The 18,733-nt window shown below is 62.2% G+C and carries 17 protein-coding genes and 1 tRNA gene; 13 read left to right on the plus strand and 5 right to left on the minus strand.

Annotated elements, in window-relative coordinates:
- Window positions 1-140: 140 nt before the first annotated feature.
- The 4 genes from Q1A85_RS11845 to Q1A85_RS11860 all read right to left on the minus strand — a co-directional run bounded on the left by Q1A85_RS11845 (window position 141) and on the right by Q1A85_RS11860 (window position 5,059).
- Entirely contained in the window at window positions 141-788 is a 648-nt protein-coding gene (locus tag Q1A85_RS11845; protein ID WP_299689118.1) for a spondin domain-containing protein, read from the minus strand.
- Window positions 781-2,193, minus strand: a complete 1,413-nt coding sequence (locus Q1A85_RS11850; RefSeq protein ID WP_299689121.1) for an FAD-linked oxidase C-terminal domain-containing protein — start codon at window positions 2,191-2,193, stop codon at window positions 781-783. Before Q1A85_RS11850 ends, Q1A85_RS11845 begins: the two co-directional genes overlap by 8 nt.
- A gap of 27 nt (window positions 2,194-2,220) precedes the next feature.
- Window positions 2,221-4,002: a gamma-glutamyltransferase gene (gene ggt / locus Q1A85_RS11855; RefSeq protein ID WP_299689123.1), complete on the minus strand. Its 1,782-nt coding sequence runs from the start codon at window positions 4,000-4,002 to the stop codon at window positions 2,221-2,223.
- A gap of 70 nt (window positions 4,003-4,072) precedes the next feature.
- On the minus strand, window positions 4,073-5,059 hold the full coding sequence (locus tag Q1A85_RS11860; RefSeq protein ID WP_299689127.1) for a D-glycerate dehydrogenase: 987 nt from the start codon (window positions 5,057-5,059) through the stop codon (window positions 4,073-4,075).
- A 158-nt stretch (window positions 5,060-5,217) separates the two neighbouring features.
- Between Q1A85_RS11860 and Q1A85_RS11865 the strand changes: the two genes are divergently transcribed.
- From Q1A85_RS11865 to Q1A85_RS11915, 11 genes are all read left to right on the plus strand, one after another.
- The gene (locus Q1A85_RS11865; protein ID WP_299690191.1) at window positions 5,218-5,676 is read left to right on the plus strand and encodes an SH3 domain-containing protein; all 459 of its coding nucleotides are present in this window, start codon (window positions 5,218-5,220) and stop codon (window positions 5,674-5,676) included.
- Between the two features lie 81 nt (window positions 5,677-5,757).
- The gene (locus tag Q1A85_RS11870; protein WP_299689130.1) at window positions 5,758-6,750 is read left to right on the plus strand and encodes an NADPH:quinone reductase; all 993 of its coding nucleotides are present in this window, start codon (window positions 5,758-5,760) and stop codon (window positions 6,748-6,750) included.
- The gene (locus Q1A85_RS11875) at window positions 6,747-8,066 is read left to right on the plus strand and encodes a mechanosensitive ion channel family protein (protein WP_299689133.1); all 1,320 of its coding nucleotides are present in this window, start codon (window positions 6,747-6,749) and stop codon (window positions 8,064-8,066) included. The genes Q1A85_RS11870 and Q1A85_RS11875 overlap by 4 nt, the downstream gene beginning before the upstream one ends.
- Before the next feature lie 72 nt (window positions 8,067-8,138).
- Window positions 8,139-8,214, plus strand: a tRNA-Gln gene (locus tag Q1A85_RS11880).
- 265 nt (window positions 8,215-8,479) lie between these two features.
- Window positions 8,480-8,863, plus strand: a complete 384-nt coding sequence (locus tag Q1A85_RS11885) for a hypothetical protein (RefSeq protein WP_299689136.1) — start codon at window positions 8,480-8,482, stop codon at window positions 8,861-8,863.
- A 297-nt stretch (window positions 8,864-9,160) separates the two neighbouring features.
- Window positions 9,161-10,438: an urea ABC transporter substrate-binding protein gene (gene urtA / locus Q1A85_RS11890; RefSeq protein ID WP_299689139.1), complete on the plus strand. Its 1,278-nt coding sequence runs from the start codon at window positions 9,161-9,163 to the stop codon at window positions 10,436-10,438.
- A 138-nt stretch (window positions 10,439-10,576) separates the two neighbouring features.
- On the plus strand, window positions 10,577-12,481 hold the full coding sequence (gene urtB / locus Q1A85_RS11895; protein WP_299690194.1) for an urea ABC transporter permease subunit UrtB: 1,905 nt from the start codon (window positions 10,577-10,579) through the stop codon (window positions 12,479-12,481).
- Window positions 12,482-12,484: 3 nt separating this feature from the next.
- On the plus strand, window positions 12,485-13,801 hold the full coding sequence (urtC, locus tag Q1A85_RS11900) for an urea ABC transporter permease subunit UrtC (RefSeq protein WP_299689142.1): 1,317 nt from the start codon (window positions 12,485-12,487) through the stop codon (window positions 13,799-13,801).
- Window positions 13,798-14,538, plus strand: coding sequence for an urea ABC transporter ATP-binding protein UrtD (gene urtD, locus Q1A85_RS11905; RefSeq protein WP_299689145.1), 741 nt, complete (start codon window positions 13,798-13,800; stop codon window positions 14,536-14,538). The genes urtC and urtD overlap by 4 nt, the downstream gene beginning before the upstream one ends.
- Window positions 14,528-15,235, plus strand: a complete 708-nt coding sequence (gene urtE / locus Q1A85_RS11910) for an urea ABC transporter ATP-binding subunit UrtE (protein ID WP_299689148.1) — start codon at window positions 14,528-14,530, stop codon at window positions 15,233-15,235. The genes urtD and urtE overlap by 11 nt, the downstream gene beginning before the upstream one ends.
- Before the next feature lie 104 nt (window positions 15,236-15,339).
- Window positions 15,340-16,098, plus strand: a complete 759-nt coding sequence (locus Q1A85_RS11915; protein WP_299689151.1) for a sugar phosphate isomerase/epimerase — start codon at window positions 15,340-15,342, stop codon at window positions 16,096-16,098.
- 19 nt (window positions 16,099-16,117) lie between these two features.
- Here the strand turns inward: Q1A85_RS11915 and Q1A85_RS11920 are convergent, their stop codons facing one another.
- Window positions 16,118-16,591, minus strand: a complete 474-nt coding sequence (locus Q1A85_RS11920; protein ID WP_299689154.1) for a MarR family transcriptional regulator — start codon at window positions 16,589-16,591, stop codon at window positions 16,118-16,120.
- Window positions 16,592-16,693: 102 nt separating this feature from the next.
- On the opposite strand from Q1A85_RS11920, the gene Q1A85_RS11925 reads away from it, so the two are divergent.
- Both Q1A85_RS11925 and Q1A85_RS11930 read left to right on the plus strand, forming a co-directional pair.
- Entirely contained in the window at window positions 16,694-17,656 is a 963-nt protein-coding gene (locus Q1A85_RS11925) for an MBL fold metallo-hydrolase (protein WP_299689157.1), read from the plus strand.
- Window positions 17,657-17,796: 140 nt separating this feature from the next.
- Window positions 17,797-18,726, plus strand: a complete 930-nt coding sequence (locus tag Q1A85_RS11930) for a CehA/McbA family metallohydrolase (RefSeq protein WP_299689160.1) — start codon at window positions 17,797-17,799, stop codon at window positions 18,724-18,726.
- The last annotated feature ends 7 nt before the right edge of the window (window positions 18,727-18,733 follow it).

The raw sequence follows: 18,733 nt of genomic DNA on the forward strand, positions 1-18,733 counted from the left end.
CAACAAGCCGACCGGTCACAGCAGAAAAACGACGCGCGCCAACAGGCGTCCCCGTCTCTGTCCTGAAAAATCCTGGGGGGAGGCCGCAGGCCGGGGGGCAACGACCCCCTAAAACATGTCGTCGCGCAGCGGCATTGGGATCAGGGCAGTCGGGTGAATGTTGCGGTGCCAATGGGCGCGAGGCCCTCCGGGGTCAGGAATGCAGGGTGGCTCAGCAACCGCACCGACTGGCGCGGCTGCGTGTCTGCGTTTGGCCCCATGAAGGCCGGGCCACTGTCAGCCCCCGCATCCCACACCCACAAGGGCACCGTCACGGAGGCCAGCCAACCCGCATCATCCATCAGCGGTACCGCGCTTGCGCCCGAAAACCAGTCCGGACTTGGTGCCAACATGGTCGCAAAGGACACAAAACGGAACCTATCCGTGACCTCCACTTCTACACTGAATGTGCCAACGCCCGCATCCAGCCCCGGCACAACCAATTGCGCACCCACGCGCCCCCGACGGCGGGCTTCGGCCAGTTCGGCTTCCAGCACGCCGACACGCCCGTTTGTCGCGACCAAGGCCAGCCCGCTCGACGCTGTGTCCCCATCAGCAAAAAGCGTGTAACGCGACGAATGCGCAAACGCGATCAACCGCGACCAGTGTTTGTCCGCCGGATGCCCATCCTGCACAGACCCGTCCCAGTTCAATGCAATCTCAACGCGGTAGCGCGCCGTCTCATCGGCCAGCGCGCCCGTGACCGCACAACAACTGGCCAACACCCAAGCGATAAGACGCCTAGTCACGGCGCGGGCCGAAAATCTTGCCGGGGTTCATGATCCCCTGCGGGTCCAGCGCGCCCTTGATGGCGGACATGAATTCTGTTGTGGCCCCCAGTTCCTTGACCAGATAGGGCATCTTGCCCTGTCCGATCCCGTGTTCGCCGGTGCAGGTGCCATCCATCCGGATCGCCTCGTCGGCGAGAAAGGCGGTGAACGTTTCGGCGCGTTCGATTTCACTGGCATCTTCCATGTCGATCAGAACGAGGCTGTGGAAATTCCCATCGCCCACATGGCCGACAATCGGGGCCAGCAGGCCCAGTTCCGCCGCCTTGTCCTGCGCCCCTGTCACCGCCTCGGCCAGCCGTGAGATGGGCACGCACACATCCGTCGAAATGCCTTGCGCACCGGGCCGCAATTGCAGCGTCGCCCAGTACAGATCGTGCCGCGCCTTCCACAGCCTGTTGCGCTCCTCCGCCGTGGCGGTGGTTGCGAAATCGGTGCCGCCCACATCCTCTGCAATGGACCCGAACATCTCCGCCTGTTCAATCACACCCCGGTCGGATCCGTGGAATTCCAGCAGCAACAGCGGCGTTTCGGGCAGGTCGAGCTTGGCATAGGCGTTGGCGGCCTTCACGTTCAGTTCGTCCATCAGTTCGATCCGCGCCACCGGAATCCCGTACTGAATCGTCGTCATCACCGCCCGACAGGCCGCATCAATCGACGGAAAGGACATCCGCGCCGCCGAAATAGCCTCCGGTATGCCTTGCAGCTTCAGCGTGATTTCAGTGATCAGGCCCAGTGTGCCTTCTGAGCCCACCAGCAACCGGGTCATGTCATATCCGGCAGAGGTCTTTTTGGCTCTTTGCGCAGTGCGGATCACGCGGCCATCAGCCATGACGGCCTCTAGGCTCAGCACATTGTCCTTCATCGTTCCGTAGCGCACCGCATTGGTGCCCGATGCCCGCGTCGCCGCCATCCCTCCGAGTGACGCATTGGCGCCGGGATCAATCGGAAAAAACAGCCCTCGGTCCCGTAAATGGGTGTTCAGATCCTCTCGCGTCACACCCGGCTGAACTACACAGTCGAGGTCTTCGGCATGAACGGCCAGTATTTTGTCCATCCGGCTCATATCGACCGAAATGCCGCCCGCGGGGGCATTCACATGCCCCTCAAGCGAGGTGCCCGTACCAAAAGGGATGATCGGCACCTTGTGTGTGGCACAGATCTTCACGATCTCTGACACGTCTTGGGTCGACGCCGGAAAGACCACCGCATCCGGTGCCTGCGCTCTGATCCATGTGGTTGTGTGGGCGTGTTGGTCCCGAATGGCCTGCCCGGTCTGAAACTGATCGCCAAAACGCTGTTTCAAAACACCCAGCGCAGTGGCAATGCCCGCTTCATTGCGTGGCAGATCAATGGCTTGTGCCATGCATGTCCTCCCTCATGGCGTCAGGGCTCAATCGCCCAGCGCAATCCCCTCGCGACGCGGATCGGCCCCGCCTTGCAGACCGTCACCAATGGCGATGGCGTGCAGGCCCGAAGTCAGATCGCGCATGTTCACCTCGTATCCCATGGCCTCAAGCGCCGGGGCAAGCTCTGTTGCCGTCGTGCCGGCCTCCACGTCATACGTGCCAAACCGGTTCACAGCATGAGGCAGATCGACAGCCTGTTGCACATCCATCCCCCAATCCAGATGCGCAATGATCGTTTTGGCGGTGTAGCCAATGATGCGGCTGCCGCCGGGCGAGCCCACGGCCAGCACCGGTGCGCCGTCTTTCATAACGATGGTCGGCGACATGGACGACCGCGGGCGTTTGCCCGGTGCCAGCGCATTCGCAATCGGCACGCCGTCGCTCTGGGTGCGAAAGCTGAAATCCGTCAACTCGTTGTTCAGCAGGAACCCGTTGGTCATCAGGCGTGAGCCAAACGCGTTCTCGATGGTTGTCGTCATCGACGCCACATTGCCAAAACTGTCGACGATGGAGATATGCGAGGTCGAAGGCAGCTCAATGCTTTCATCATCCGCCCAGTTCAGCGCATGATCGAAAGCCGGCGCTCCCGGTGACACCTCTGCCAGTGCGGCGTCACCGGACAGCAGTCCGGCACGTTCGGCAAGATAGGCCGGGTCTACCAACCCCGCCGTCGGCATGGGCACAAAGTCGCTGTCGGCCATGTACCGCCCCCGGTCCGCAAAGGCCAACCGCGAGGCATCCCCGATCAACCGCCAGCTTTCGGGATTTTCGGCCCCCAGTGCGGCGAGGTCGTAGCTGTCCAACATGCCCAGTATCTGACCGACGGTCAGCGCCCCTGAGGACGGAGGGCCCATGCCACAGACATCATGGCCACGATAGGCGGCGCAGACCGGTGCCCGCTCTTTGACCCGGTAAACTGCCAGATCAAGTTCAGACAGCACGCCGGGATTGCCGTCGGCGCCCGCGACGGTTGCCACGATATCCGCAGCAATCTGTCCAGTGTAAAACGCGTCCGTCCCGCTTGCGGCAATGGCCCGCAATGTCTGCGCATAGGCTGTGTTGGTCAGCGTGTCGCCCACCTGCAACGGCGTGCCGCCAGGCAGGAAATAGGCCGAGGTATCGGCAAAGCGTGACAGGCGTTCGGCGTCACGCTCCACCAACCCGGCAAGGCGCGGCGACACGGCAAAGCCACCATCCGCCAGATCAATTGCATCATCGAACAGCCCCGCCCATGGCTGATTGCCCCAGCGTTCATGCAACGCCTCAAGCAGCGCAGGTGTACCGGGGGTCCCGACAGACCGCCCACCCACGACCGCATCAAAGAATTTCAGAGGTTCGCCCGCGTCGTCCTGAAACAACCGCGGCGTGGCCGCCAACGGCGCTGTTTCGCGCCCGTCCAGCGTCGTCAATGCGCCGCGCGCAGCATCATACCAAACCAGAAACGCACCCCCGCCCAGGCCCGAGGACTGCGGTTCCACCAGACCCAGCACCGCCTGCACAGCCACCATCGCGTCTGCGGCAGTCCCGCCTTCGGCCAGCACATCGACCCCCGCCTGAACAGCCAGCGGGTTCGCCGCCACGACCATGTAGCTTTGGGCGGATACCGGCGTGCCTGCGTCTTTCGCAGCTTGCGCGGCGGCCGCCGCCTCCGACAACACGGCCGCCGAACCGGAGGTGCTGCCCTCGGGCTGCACGGCATCTGCCGTCTCCTGCGCAATCGCGGCATTGGCAATCAGGGTGAGGGCAACAGTCAGGCAAAAGCGCATGGGGTCCTCCTTGGGCGCAAAAGAATTTTACAAAAATTCCTGATCGGAAAACGCACCGTTGTCCGATCCGTCACAGCATTGAGGGCACCACCTGATCCGGTGGGCGGTGGCCGTCATCGAACGTTTTGATGTTGATGATGACCTTTTCGCCCATTTCGATCCGGCTTTCCCGGGTGGCGGACCCCATATGCGGCAACAGTACCACGTTCTTCAGTTCGCGCAGGCGGGGATTCGCCTCCCGTCCCTGCTCGTACACATCCAGCCCGGCACCGGCGATTTCACCTGCACGCAACATCCGCGTCAGGGCGTTTTCGTCGATCACCTCCCCGCGTGACGTGTTCACGATCACCGCGTCCGGTTTCATCAGTTTCAGACGCCGCGCGTTCATCAGGTGGAACGTGGACGGCGTATGCGGGCAGTTCACGCTGACCACATCCATGCGGCTCACCATCTGGTCGAGGCTTTCCCAATAGGTCGCATCCAGCGCGGCCTCGGTTTCGGGGCGCAGGCGCTTGCGGTTGTGGTAATGCACCTGCATCCCGAACGCCGCCGCCCGGCGCGCCACCGCCTGTCCAATCCGGCCCATGCCAAGGATGCCCAGCCTGCGCCCCGCAACCCGCCCCCCGAGGAACGCGGTGGGTGCCCAGCCGGACCAGTCATCGCCCTGCATGGCCGCAAGCCCTTCGGGGATGCGGCGCGTCACGGCGAGGATCAGCGCCATGGTCATATCCGCGGTGTCATCCGTCAGCACGCCGGGCGTGTTGGACACCAGAATGCCGCGCTGCCGCGCGGTGGCCACGTCGATATTGTCGACCCCTGCACCGTAATTGGCGATCAGTTTCAGGCGGTCCCCCGCCTGTCCGATCATCGCGGCATCCACAGTGTCGGTGATCGTCGGCACCAGCACATCCGCCGTCTTCATCGCTTCCACAATGTCGTTGCGCGACATCGGCGCATCGTCTTCGCGCAACCGCACGTCGAACAGCTCGCTCAGCCGCGTCTCAACTTCATCCGGCAACCGTCGCGTAACGACAACACTCAGACGTTCCTTTGGCATCGACGCCCTCCCCGCGCTTGGCCTCACGGCCCATGACTGGCATGGTGGCGGATGTGAGCACGAGGCACAAGAACCTCGGCCGCATCAAGAGGCGAGAGATGAGTAGGCCCGTCACCATGTGGGGATATTTGTGCAGGCTGTGCCTGTGTCTGACCGTGATGCTTGTCGCGCTGCCTGCTGCGGCGCGCGATACCGGCCCTGTGACCAATCTGCCCCTGCCCCGTTACGTGTCGCTCAAGGCTGCCGAAGGCAATGTGCGTCGAGGCCCCTCGCTCACCCACCGGATTGACTGGGTGTTCCAGCGCCGGGACATGCCCCTGCGGATTACCGCCGAACATGGCCATTGGCGCCGGGTCGAAGACCGTGACGGCATGGGGGGCTGGGTACATTATTCTTTGTTGTCGGGCAGCCGCACTGTTTTGGTCGAACAAGACATGCTGACCCTGCGCACCCGCCCCGACACCAACGCGCCCGTAACCGCAGCGCTTGAGGCAGGCGTGATCGCGCGTCTTGGAAAATGCGGGCCGGAATGGTGCCGCGTTTCCTCGGGCGGATATCGCGGCTGGGCCCCCAAGGCACGCCTGTGGGGTGTGGCCATTGATGAATTGCGCAACTGATCCGGTCACAACGGCCTTTCATCTGCGCGCCTCTGCGCTAATCTGACCCGCAACCCGGATTCCAAAGAAAAGCCTATTGCCGTGCACGCCATTACCTATTCGCGCTTTGGCGCTCCTGCTGACGTCCTTGCGCTGACAGACTTGCCCACACCAGACCCTGCACCGGGTGAAGTGCTGGTCGAAATCAGCCATTCCGGGGTCAATCCCTCTGATATCAAGGCGCGCGCGGGTGCGCGCCCGGGCGTGACCAAGCCACCCTTTGACCTGATCGTGCCGCACAGCGACGGTGCTGGCAGGGTCGTCGCCGTGGGCGATGGCGTGCCACAAGACCGGATCGGCCAGTCTGTCTGGATCTGGAACGGGCAGTGGCAACGCCCCTTTGGCACCGCCGCCACGCATATCTGCCTGCCCGAAGTGCAAGCCGTCCCCCTGCCCGACGGTGTGTCCGCAACGGTGGGCGCAACGCTTGGCATCCCCGGCCTGACCGCAGCGCACGCCGTGTTCGGAGGCGGCGACGTCGCGGGCAAAACCCTGTTGATCCAAGGCGGCTCTGGGACGGTTGGCCACCTTGCCGTGCAACTGGCGCGCTGGGGCGGCGCACAGGTGATTGCAACGGCGCGCGGGGCCGGGCTTGACCGCTGCACCCGTGCCGGTGCGCATCATGTGGTCGACTTTGACAGCGACGAACTTGCCCAAAAGGTGCTGGCCGCCAATGGCGACGCGCCTGTGGACCGGATTGTCGAGGTGGAATACGGCCTGAACGCGGCCACGGATGCCGAGGTGATCGCACCCAACGGCACCATCTGTGCCTATGGCTCTGCGCGGGACATGACCCCCACGATCCCCTTTGGTCCAATGCTGTTCAAGGCGGCCAAGCTGGACATCATCCTAATCTATATCCTGCCACCACAACAGCGCGCCACCGCGATATCCAAGCTGCACGATGCCCTGTCAGATAGCGCGCTGGACAGCCCCGTGGCGCAAATCTTTGCCCTCGCGGACTGCCACAGCGCCCATGACGCGGTTGCCCGTGGTGCGCGTGACGGTGCCATCCTGCTGGAGGTCGCGACATGATCCGCGCGTTTTGCCTTGTCCTGTTTCTGTGTCTGCCGCTCGGCCTCGCGGCACAGACTGCCGATCAACCCAGCGGCACCATCGCAGTCGAAGACAGCGCCACCCAAGACGCCGCCATTGCCGTGCGCATACGCGACATCCTTGGCGAGCTGGAAGGCTACGAAGAGGTCACTGTGACCGTCTCTTCGGGTATTGTGACCCTGCGCGGCACAACCGTGGACGCCGCCACCGCCGAACGCCTCAACGAACTGGTTGGCAGGGTCGCAGGCGTTGTCGCCATCGAAAACGAAGTGGCAGAGACAACGGACGTGGTCGCCCGACTGAACCCTGCCGTGGATCGCTTTATGGCGCGGATGCAGCAGATGGTGGCCCTGTTGCCGCTGGCCACTGTGGCCCTGCTTGCCTTCGTGCTCGTGACTGCTTTGGGTGTGGTGATCGCGCGCCTGCGTTATCCGTGGGACAGGATCGCGCCCAACGCATTTATCGCGGACATCTACCGGCAGGTCATTCGCATCCTGTTTCTTGTGGGTGGCGTGGTCATTGCCCTTGATATCCTTGGCGCGACAGCGCTTTTGGGGACAATCCTCGGCGCTGCCGGTATTGTGGGTCTGGCCATTGGTTTTGCCGTCCGCGACACCGTCGAGAACTTTATCGCCTCAATCATGCTGTCGATCCGCCAGCCGTTCCGCCCCAATGACACCATCGAAATCGAAGGCGACATTGGCAAAGTCATCCGCCTGACGTCCCGCGCCACCATCCTGCTCAGCTTTGATGGCAACCACATCCGCATCCCCAACGCCACCGTCTTCAAAAGCCGAATCGTCAACTACACCCGCAATGATGAACGCCGGTTCCTGATTGATCTGGGCGTGGCCTACGACACCGATCTGGCCCGTGCGCAGGCGCTGGCGCTGGACACCGTGCGCGCCCTGCCCTTTGTGCTGGATGCGCCCGAACCCTCCGTCTGGATCGAAGAGTTGGGCGACAGCGCCGTCATCATCAAGGTCGCCGCATGGATCGCGCAACACGAGACTTCGTTCCTCAAAGCGCGCAGCGAGGCGTGGCGACTGTGCATTGCCGCCTTTGACGCCGAAGGCATCGTAATGCCGGAAACCACCCTGCGCGTCTTGGGTGTGGGTGAGGTGGACGCCGACGCCCCAGCGCCAAAACCAGCCGCCCCAGCCCCTGTGCCAGAGGTCGCAGCACAGGACGTCCAAGCCACGGACGAGGCGGCGTTGGAGGCCATCGTGAACCAAGAACGCGAGGACGGCGCAAACGAAGATTTGCTCAACCGCGAGACCTTAAGAGAAGAATAAATCTCAGCCTGAATTTTTCGAAAGATCAGGGCTTGAACACGATCAAAACGCGGCGTATCAACCGGCGCACGTTGGGATGTAGATCAATTGGTAGATCAACTGTTTTTGGTACAGTAGGTTGTAGGTTCGAGTCCTACCATCCCAGCCACTTCTCTACATCCGTCTTGGACAGTCTTGTGCACCCTGCACCAGCACCGCCCGCTGTTTGAACTGCGTGCAAAACGGAATGAACGCTGCGCCGCGACACCTAACCACCAAGCAGACACGATGCACCACGTGCGAAACGCCAATCAGGCTGTTGCCGCGTCCCAAGCCGTGTCGAAGCGCGCTTTGCTGTTGCCACCACACCCAACCCCTAAAAGTTTTCAGAACGCACGCTTGTCAGGCGGAAATTTTGCAGACATGCTCAAGATGTGAGCAGAATAAAAACACTATCTTTCGCAGGCATCATCACAGCCTCAATGGCCACCCCAACGCTGGCCAGTCCTGATCTTGTGCAAACCTTTGCCGGGTGCGCCGGGCGCATGTCAGCACAGATGGAACACGCATGGTTGGTGAATGACCCCGCCGCCCCCGACTACGAAGGGCAGCGGCTGACCTTTCTCACGCTGCTCGACGCGACATTGGCCCAAGGACAGGAACGTGACGCCTTGCACCACCGGATCGAATCCAAGCTGGCCCATGCCTCTCTTTTGACAATCGCCACCTTCAGCGACCGCCCCGACCGGGCCAAACAGGCGCGTATGCGGGCAAAATGGCACCTCATGTCCTGCACCGAGATGCTGCTGGACAGCTGATCCGCCTGCATTTCGATAGCAGACCGCATAATGATTAAGCTGTTTCGGCAGATGCGCGTAATAATTGTGCGCCGCTTTTGACGTGTCGGGCCGATTTGGCCGGAAACGACTCCTGCCTGCGCGCTTTCCCACCTACCACCTGAAGCGGGCGCCTTTGGTGTCCGGAGGAACACGTACGACGACCTGGCCTAGGAAACCGTTTGGCCGTCGCACGCCGCAATAGATTGCGTCAGAGGCATATGAGGGGTCCCGCCCCACGCTGCAAGCCCCCTGACGCGCGTAACGTGAGGAACAAAGATGACCCGTAAACTCCTGTCCAGCACTGCTGCTGTGCTGATTGCCAGCGCTGGCGCTGCCTATGCCTGCGACGCTCCTATCAAGGTGGGCGTGCTGCATTCGCTGTCCGGCACCATGGCGATCTCGGAAACGACGCTCAAAGACACGATGGAAATGCTGGTCGAACAGCAAAACGAAAAGGGCGGCGTTCTGGGCTGTGAGCTTGAGGCGGTTGTGGTTGACCCGGCCTCTGACTGGCCGCTTTTTGCTGAAAAAGCACGCGAGTTGCTGACCGTGCACGAGGTCGACGTGATCTTTGGCAACTGGACATCTGTCAGCCGCAAATCCGTTCTGCCCGTGATCGAGGAACTGAACGGCCTCCTGTTCTATCCTGTGCAATACGAGGGCGAAGAATCGTCGAAAAACGTGTTCTACACCGGTGCCGCGCCAAACCAGCAGGCCATCCCGGCCACCGACTACTTCCTCGAAGAGCTTGAGGTCGAGAAATTCGCATTGCTGGGCACGGACTATGTCTATCCCCGCACCACCAACAACATCCTTGAGGCGTACCTGAAAGACAAAGGCATCGCCGAGGAAGACATCTTTGTGAACTACACCCCCTTCGGGCACTCCGACTGGTCCAAGATTGTGGCTGACGTCGTGGCGTTGGGTGCCGACGGCAAAAAGGTCGGCGTGATCTCCACCATCAACGGTGATGCAAATGTAGGCTTTTACAAGGAACTGGCTGCCGCCGGTATCAGCGCCGACGACATCCCCGTTGTCGCCTTTTCCGTGGGCGAAGAAGAGCTTGCCGGTCTCGACACCTCCAACCTTGTCGGTCACCTCGCGGCATGGAACTACTTCCAGTCCGCCGAATCCGACGCCAACGAGGCATGGGTTGAAGCATGGAAAGCTCGCATGGGCGAAGACCGCGTAACCAACGACCCGATGGAGGCGCATTACATCGGCTTCAACATGTGGGTGAATGCGGCCACCGAGGCAGGGACAACCGACGTGGACGCTGTCCGTACGGCCATGTACGGCCAAGAGTTCCCGAACCTCACAGGTGGGACCGCCGTGATGCTGCCGAACCATCACTTGGCCAAACCCGTCCTGATCGGCGAGATTCAGGAAGACGGCCAGTTTGACATCATCTCCCAGACCGTAGAAGTGCCGGGCGACGCCTGGACCGACTTCCTGCCGGAAAGCGCCGTGCTGAAGTCCGACTGGGCGACACTGGGCTGCGGTATGTACAACACCGAAACCGAGACCTGCGTGCAGATCAAGTCCAACTACTGATCCGTCGCAAACGACCGGCACCCGGGGGTCTTATCTCCTCCCTCGGTCCTCGGGTGCCACCTTGCCGCTCTCCCAAAGGTCTGACTCATGCTCTGGCTCTGCCGCCTTTTTTTGTTCTGCGCAGTGGCCGTGATGCCCATGGGCGCAGGCGCGCAACAACTGGACGCGCCAATCCAGCAGCTTTTGCAGACCCATGGCGAGATCATCGCCAAATCTTCCCGCAAATCCATCGGCCCCGCCATCGACGCGCTTGCCGCCTCCGGCATGGCAGAGGCGCAAGTTGTTCTGCAACGCTGGCAGGACAAGGAAATGTGGTTCAACAAAGACACCGCAGTCTTCGTCTTTGCCGAAGAGATTGAGAACAGGCAGCTGCGCCTGTTCGACGTGTCAGACGGGTCCGAGATCGGAACAGCCGAGAAGAACGCCTACAAACAACTCAAACCCAACTCGGGCATCCGCGGCATGATCGCCGCCGCTCTGGTGCAGTTCCAACTGTCCGACCCGGACCCCAACACGCGCACGACAGCACTTGATGCGATCGAACGCGACGCAGAAGCCTCGCACCTCGCCGCCCTGCGTGCCGCCATCGACAGCGAACCCAACATCCAGATCAAGGCCCGCAAGACCCGGCTGGAACGGCTGCTCACCATCCGCTTCGACGACGATGACGACACCCGCATCGCCGCCATCGTAGGGTTCAAAGGCGACCTTGGCGTCGATGTGCGCGCCGCGCTCAACCCGCTGGTGACGACCCGCGTGGAGTACGCCGAAACCGCCCCCAAAGGTGCCGTGATCCTGATCCCCGGCGCGGACACGCTCGGCGTGGCAGACGCCTATGACCTCATGGTCAGTGCAGGCGATGCGCCTGCGCGCACCGACGCCTCTACCATTCGTCAGACTCTGATCGACAACATCAACGGCACGACCGTCGCAGGCATCCAGATTGCCACGCTCGACAATGATGCAGCCCGGCTCAAAGCCTACGCCGCCCTCGCCCGGAACGGTGCCGCTGATCCTCTGGTGACAGATGAGACGGTCCGCGCGGCCCTCGGTGCCGTTACCTTCTTTGAGGTGTTCATCGGTGCTCCACCCCGCGTCGCGACCGCAGCCCAGGCTGCTCTCGACGACATTGAAGCCGCCGTGGCCTTCAACCAGACTGCGGACCTCGCACTTGATGCGCTCAGCCTCGCCTCGATCTACTTTCTGGCCGCCATCGGCCTTGCCATCACCTTCGGCGTGATGGGCGTGATCAATATGGCCCATGGCGAGTTCATCATGATGGGCGCCTACACCGGCTACGTGGTCCAGCTTTTTATCCCCGACTACACGCTCTCGATCCTTGTGGCCCTGCCGCTGGCTTTTGCTGTTACGTTCGGCGCAGGCGTTGCCATGGAACGTCTGGTGATCCGCTGGCTCTACCATCGCCCGCTGGAAACGCTGCTGGCCACCTTCGGAATCTCCATCGCACTGCAACAATTGGCCAAAAACATCTTCGGCACGCAGGCCCGCCCCCTGACCGCACCCGGCTGGCTCGACGGGTCATGGGTCATCAACGACATCGTCTCGATCAGCTACATCCGCATCGCAATCTTCGTGCTGGCGCTGACATTCCTTGCGCTGTTCCTGTTTGTCATGAACCGCACGCGGCTGGGGCTCGAAGTGCGCGCCGTCACCCAAAACCCGCGCATGGCCGCCTCCATGGGCATCAACCCCGACCGCATCAATATGCTCACCTTCGGCTTCGGCTCTGGCATCGCGGGCATCGCAGGCGTGGCGATCGGCCTTTACGCCAAGGTCACCTCCGAAATGGGCGCGGACTATATCGTCCAATCCTTCATGACCGTGGTCGTGGGCGGCGTGGGCAATATCTGGGGCACCCTGCTGGGTGCCACTATGGTCGGGACGCTGCAAAAGGGGATCGAATTCCTTAACCCGTCCAACACGCTTGCTGCTCAAACCTACATGATCCTCTTTATCATCCTCTTCATTCAGTTCCGGCCCAAGGGCATCATCGCCCTCAAGGGCCGCGCGGCCGAGGCATAACCCATGACCGACACCGCCCCTTCTTCTCTTTCCAAATACTCCGGGGGTGCGGGGGCAGAGCCCCCGCGTTTGGCGACGCCGTCAGGCGGCGCAAAACCTCTCGTCCAACGCCACCCATCCGTGCTGATCTTTATCGGCTGCCTCGCGCTCTTCACACTTGGCATCACGATCCTTGCCGAAGGGTTTGGCATCGGCGTAATCTCCACCAGCTTCGTCAAAACGCTGGGCAAAACGCTGTGCCTCTGTCTCGTCGCCCTCGCCATGGATCTGGTCTGGGGTTACACCGGCATCCTGTCGCTCGGTCACATGGCGTTCTTTGGCATCGGCGGCTACGCCATCGGCATGTGGCTGATGTATGCCCGCACCGAACTTATCGTGGTTGAAAGCCTTGCTCAGGCCCCGCTGCCACCAACGCCACAGGAAATCTCCGATGGGATCGCCGCGCAGATTTTCGGTGTGGTCGGCGCATCCGAGTTTCCCCCGATCTGGGCCGTCGCCCACTCGCTGCCGCTGCAACTGGCCGCCGTTGTGCTTGTCCCCGGCCTCATCGCGCTTGTCTTTGGCTGGCTTGCCTTTCGCAGCCGGGTCACAGGCGTGTATCTGTCGATCCTCACGCAGGCCATGACGCTCGCCCTCGCGCTTTACCTGTTCCAGAATGACAGCGGTCTAAGGGGCAATAACGGCCTTTCGGGCCTGCAAAACCTCCCCGGCCTTGGTGACGTACCGCAATCCACCGTGTCCATGTGGTTCCTCTGGGCCTCGGCTGCCGCCCTCGGCCTTGGCTACCTCTTTTGCGCGTGGATCGTTTCGGGCAAGTTCGGCTCGGTCCTGCGCGCCATACGCGATGACGAGGCGCGGGTGCGGTTCCTCGGCTACTCGGTGGAGGCGTACAAGCTCTTCATCTTCACCGTCACGGCAGTGATTGCCGGTATCGCAGGCGCGCTCTACTACCCGCAGGCCGGCATCATCAACCCCGCCGAAATTGCCCCTATCGCCTCCATCTACCTCGCTGTCTGGGTCGCCATCGGCGGGCGCGGCAGGCTCTATGGGGCGGTGATCGGGGCCGCTTTCGTATCGCTGTTGTCCACATGGTTCACCGGCGGTCAGGCCCCGGATATCAACCTCGGGCCCTACACGATCCAATGGGTCGACTGGTGGACGATCCTGCTGGGCCTCAGTTTTGTCGCCGTCACCCTCTTTGCCCCCAAGGGCATCGGCGGTCTCATCGTCATCATTGAACGCCGCACCACGCCCAATCGCCACGGCGCGGACCTTGGCCCCGACCCAGGTGCCCTGCGCGAGAAGGAGGCCGAGACATGAGCACTCTTCTCGAGGTTTCCGGCGTCTCTGTCTCATTCGACGGCTTCCGCGCCATAAACAATCTGAGCTTTCAGATCGGGCAAGCAGAGATGCGCGCCGTGATCGGACCCAATGGTGCCGGAAAGACAACTTTCATGGACATCATCACCGGCAAGACCAAGCCTGACGCGGGCCGCGTGCTTTGGGGTGACAAATCCCAGTCCCTGCTCGCTATGTCCGAAAGCCAGATTGCCCAAGCCGGTGTTGGCCGCAAATTCCAGCGCCCCACAGTGTTCGAAGACCAGAGCGTGGCCGACAACCTCATGCTCGCGCTGCGCAAAAACCGCAGCCCCCTGTCGGTCCTGCGCTTTAGGGCAAGCGCACAGGATCACGGCAAAGTGGCCGAGATCGCGCAGGAAATCGGACTTGAGGCCGCCCTGCACCGCAAGGCAGGTGAACTCAGCCACGGGCAGAAACAATGGCTCGAGATTGGGATGCTGCTGGCACAGGACCCGCAACTGTTGCTCGTGGACGAACCTGCCGCCGGAATGACGCCTGCCGAACGCGAACACACCACAGCTCTGCTTGTTGAGGCGGCCAAGACCCGCGCCGTGGTGGTTGTCGAACATGACATGGAATTCGTCCGACGGCTCGATTGCAAGGTCACCGTCCTGCACGAAGGGTCGGTGCTGGCCGAAGGCACGCTTGATCGCGTCACATCGGACGAGAAAGTCATTGAGGTGTATCTTGGCCGCTGACCTCCTCCATCTCGAAAATCTCACGCTGCACTATGGGGGCAGCCAAATCCTGAACGGTGTAGACATGACCGCTGCGGTGGGTGAGGTGACATGCGTCATGGGCACGAACGGCGTGGGCAAGACATCGCTGCTCAAGGCCATCTCGGGCACGCATCCCCGGTCAGGCGGCAGCTACACGCTCGACGGTGAGGATATCGGCAAAACCTCCGCCCACGCGCTTGCCCAGAAAGGCGTGGCCTATGTCCCGCAGGGGCGGGAGATTTTCCCCTTCCTCACCGTGCGCGAAAACCTCGAGACGGGCTTTGCCTGTCTGCCCCGCGACCAGCATCACTTGCCGGATGAGATCTTTGATCTGTTCCCGATCCTCAAGGATTTCCTCAGCCGCCGGGGTGGCGATCTGTCCGGCGGGCAGCAACAGCAACTGGCCATCGCCCGCGCGTTGATCACGCGGCCCAAACTCTTGCTGCTTGACGAGCCGACAGAAGGCATTCAGCCAAACATCATCAAACAGATCGGAGAAGTGATCGGCCAACTGCGCACACGCGGCGACATGGCCATCGTGCTGGTCGAACAGTTCTTTGACTTTGCCTTTGACCTCGGGGATCGGTTCCTTGTCCTCGAACGCGGCGCCGAGAAACTCAGCGGGCGGGCGGGCGACATTGAACGCGACAGGCTGCACGCCGCCGTCTCTGTCTGATCGCAATTGGACAAACGCGCCCCCGCGTGAGACAAAACTCACGCGCATCCGCGCCACTGGTTTCCTCAAACAGAAGTCCGTACGCGGCACCACAGGTCCAAGCCATGACCCCATTCGGCTTACAACTCTACTCGGCACGCAACGTGCCCACCCTCTCCGCCTTTCTCACTGATCTGGCCGCCATGGGATACGCCCATGTCGAAGGGTTCGGCGGGGCCTATTCCGACCCGCAAGCGGTCCGCGCCACGCTGGACGAGGCTGGCCTGACCATGCCGTTAGGGCATTTCGGCCTTGCCGATCTGCGCAGGGATTTCGACGGCTGCGCGGATGTGGCCCGCACCTTGGGCGTCAAGACGATAATCGCGCCCTATCTCGATGCAACCAAACGGCCTGACGACAGGACCGGTTACGCCGCGCTGGCCCGCGAACTGGGCGCGCTGCACCGGCGCTGTGCTGATGCGGGGTTTGGCTTTGCGTGGCACAACCACGACTTTGAATTTGTCCCACTGCGCGACGGCAGCACCGGCATGGACGTCATCCTTTCTGATGCGCCGGACATGGCATGGGAGGCGGATATCGCATGGATCATTCGCGGTGGTGCGGACCCGGCGGCGTGGATCGGCAAATACGGCAGTCGCATGACAGCGGTCCACGTCAAGGACATCGCGCCCAAAGGCGAAAACGCTGATCAGGATGGCTGGTCCGGTTTGGGTGACGGCACCGTGGACTGGCCCGCGTTGATCGCGGCGATCAAGGCCGAGGCAGGCGACGTGCTGTGGATTGCCGAACATGACAATCCGCGTGACCCCCACGTCTTTGCAGAGCAGGCGATTGCGACATTCAACGGCTGGATGGCAGGCTGAGCCGTAGCACGCGCCAGCGCTATTTCAGATCATCAAGGCTAAGGCGCGGCGGCTTTGCCGCGTCCACATTGCCGCGCGCCTGTTGCATGAACTGCACGGCCTGCTCTACCGCATCAGCATCAAGCCCCAAATCCTCAAATCCCTGCATCACCACCGCATGGGCCCGCGCCAGAACCGCGCGACCGGTGTCTGCAATGGCAAGCACCACGCGGCGCTCGTCTTCTTCGGCGCGCTGCCGGGTGATGAGGTCGAACGACGCCATCTTTTTCAACAGCGGCGACAGCGTGTTCGGCTCCACCGCCGCCCGCGCGGACAGTTCCGACACGGTCATGGGCCCGGCTTCGTTCAACGCGGTCAGGATGACGAATTTCGGGTAGGTTAGCCCCGTCTCACCAAACGCCGCCTGATAGTACCGGCCAAACGCACGGTTCAGCGCATAGGCATTAAAGCACAGCAGGCTTGTGAGATGAGCGATGTCTTTTGCGTCTTTCATAGCCATCGGACGCTAAAGACTTATGTCAGCCTTGGAAAGGCTTGACTTCTGTATATTCGTGCTGGATTAGTTCGTATACGAATTAAATATAGGAGAGATCATATGCCCATGTTCACCCGCCGCGCCTTTGGCGCAGGTCTGCTTGCCGCGCCCGCGATCACTACCCTGTCTGCCGGGGCAACGCTGGCGGCCGCCCACGCCACGCCCAAGGCCGCACCGGCCATGTTCGACGCCCCTTTGGGCGCGTACCGCATCACGGCCCTGTTTGATGGCATGGCGGGTCTGGCCAAGGGATTCTTCTCCGGACCGGATCAAGGCGAGATTGACGCGGCCCTTGCCGCAGGTGGCATCACCGGCGACGCGCTGCCTGCCCCGGTCACCGCATTCCTGCTGCAATCGGACGACCGCACAATTCTGATCGACGCGGGCATGGGCGCGGTGGATATTCTTGGGCCGGGCTTTGGCCGCACCTTTGACGCGCTGGCGGCACTGGGCATTACCACCGACGACGTGGACACCATCATCGTCACCCACGCGCACCCCGACCACATTGGCGGGATGATCGGCGGTGACGGCGCGATTTTCGCCAACGCCGAAGTGATCATCTCCGAGGTCGAGTTCGGCTTTTGGGGGGATGCAGGTATGATGGCGCAGGCGCCGGAGGAGGCCCAAGGCCTGTTCCAGATCGCGCAAACCATGTACGCGTCCTATGCCGATCGCGTCCGTCCCGTGGCCGATGGGACAGAGGTCGCGCCGGGCATCACGATGCAACTGGTCCCCGGTCACACCCCCGGCCACGCAGCGCTGTCCATCGACGGTGGCGACCAGCAACTGATGATGATTGCGGATACAATCCACAATTCGGTGCTGCACCTCGCTCTGCCTGACACCCGCTTTGGCTTTGACGTGGATTCGGCGCAGGCCGCAGCCTCGCGGCGGGCACTGCTCGACCAGATATCGGCGGACAAAATGCTGGTGGCGGGCAGCCACCTGCCCTTCCCCGGCTTTGGCCGCGTCGTCACCTCGGGGGACGCCTATGCCTATGTCCCCGCCAGCTGGATGTGACAACAATGGGGCCGCCGGTCTCGTACCGGTGGCCCTTTGCAATTGCGCAACCCGGTTTGCGCACGGTCTGATACGTCATCTGCTTGCCATGAACAGCTGCGATGGCGCTAATGCAGCAGCAGACCATCAGGACCCGTCCCATGCCCACAGATATCTTTGCCCTGCCCGGCCAGTTCTACCGCGGCAATCTGCATACCCATTCCACCCGGTCCGACGGGGCATTGCCCCCGGACGAGGTCTGCCGCCGTTACCGCGCCGAAGGCTATGATTTCATTGCGCTGACCGACCACTTTGTCGGCCCCTTTGACTATCCAATCGTGGACACGACGCCTTACCGCTCGGACGACTTCACCACGATCCTTGGGGCCGAACTGCACTCGGGTGCGATGGAAAACGGCGAGCTGTGGCATATCCTCGCTGTAGGGCTGCCACCTGATTTCGCACCTTCGAACGCGCCAAGTTTCCGGCCTATTCCAGATCAGGAAACCGGGGCCCAAATCGCCCGGCGTGCCCGCGACGCGGGTGCCTTTGTCGCCGTGGCGCATCCGGAATGGTCCGGCCTGACCACCGCAGATGCCCGCAGCATCGACGCCGCCCATGCTGTCGAAATCTACAACCACGGCTGTGCCGTCGACTGCGACCGGCCTCACGGGTTCTACACCCTCGATCAATTGCTGAGCGAAGGACGACAGCTGACGCTTTGTGCCACGGACGACGCGCATTTCAGCACACCTGACGCCTTTGGCGGCTGGGTCATGGTCAAGGCCGACAGCCTCGATCCCGACGCCTTGCTTGTCGCGCTGAAAGCGGGTCACTTTTATGCCTCAACAGGCCCCGAATTCCACGGCGTCCACTGGACCAAAGACACTGTCACCATCGAATGTTCCGCCGCCATCTCGGTTATCGTTCAGGGCCAAGGCACCGCGTCCGCTTGTGTCCGGGGCGATGCGCTCACCCATGCCACATTGCCGCTGGACCGGTTCGCAGGCAGCCCGTGGCTGCGCGCCACCATCATAGACGCTGCGGGCAAGCGTGCATGGACCAATCCGGTGTTCGACCGGCCCATGTGACGCTTGA

Origin of the sequence: uncultured Tateyamaria sp. (genome assembly GCF_947503385.1) — a bacterium.
Lineage (GTDB): Bacteria > Pseudomonadota > Alphaproteobacteria > Rhodobacterales > Rhodobacteraceae > Tateyamaria.

Coding starts and splice junctions, on each gene's coding strand:
- Q1A85_RS11850 (WP_299689121.1), bottom strand. CDS start 2,193: ATGGCACAAGCCATTGATCTGCCACGCAATGAAGCGGGCATTGCCACT.
- ggt (WP_299689123.1), bottom strand. CDS start 4,002: ATGCGCTTTTGCCTGACTGTTGCCCTCACCCTGATTGCCAATGCCGCG.
- Q1A85_RS11860 (WP_299689127.1), bottom strand. CDS start 5,059: ATGCCAAAGGAACGTCTGAGTGTTGTCGTTACGCGACGGTTGCCGGAT.
- Q1A85_RS11865 (WP_299690191.1), top strand. CDS start 5,218: ATGCTTGTCGCGCTGCCTGCTGCGGCGCGCGATACCGGCCCTGTGACC.
- Q1A85_RS11875 (WP_299689133.1), top strand. CDS start 6,747: ATGATCCGCGCGTTTTGCCTTGTCCTGTTTCTGTGTCTGCCGCTCGGC.
- urtA (WP_299689139.1), top strand. CDS start 9,161: ATGACCCGTAAACTCCTGTCCAGCACTGCTGCTGTGCTGATTGCCAGC.
- urtB (WP_299690194.1), top strand. CDS start 10,577: ATGGGCGCAGGCGCGCAACAACTGGACGCGCCAATCCAGCAGCTTTTG.
- urtC (WP_299689142.1), top strand. CDS start 12,485: ATGACCGACACCGCCCCTTCTTCTCTTTCCAAATACTCCGGGGGTGCG.
- urtD (WP_299689145.1), top strand. CDS start 13,798: ATGAGCACTCTTCTCGAGGTTTCCGGCGTCTCTGTCTCATTCGACGGC.
- Q1A85_RS11915 (WP_299689151.1), top strand. CDS start 15,340: ATGACCCCATTCGGCTTACAACTCTACTCGGCACGCAACGTGCCCACC.
- Q1A85_RS11920 (WP_299689154.1), bottom strand. CDS start 16,591: ATGAAAGACGCAAAAGACATCGCTCATCTCACAAGCCTGCTGTGCTTT.
- Q1A85_RS11925 (WP_299689157.1), top strand. CDS start 16,694: ATGCCCATGTTCACCCGCCGCGCCTTTGGCGCAGGTCTGCTTGCCGCG.
- Q1A85_RS11930 (WP_299689160.1), top strand. CDS start 17,797: ATGCCCACAGATATCTTTGCCCTGCCCGGCCAGTTCTACCGCGGCAAT.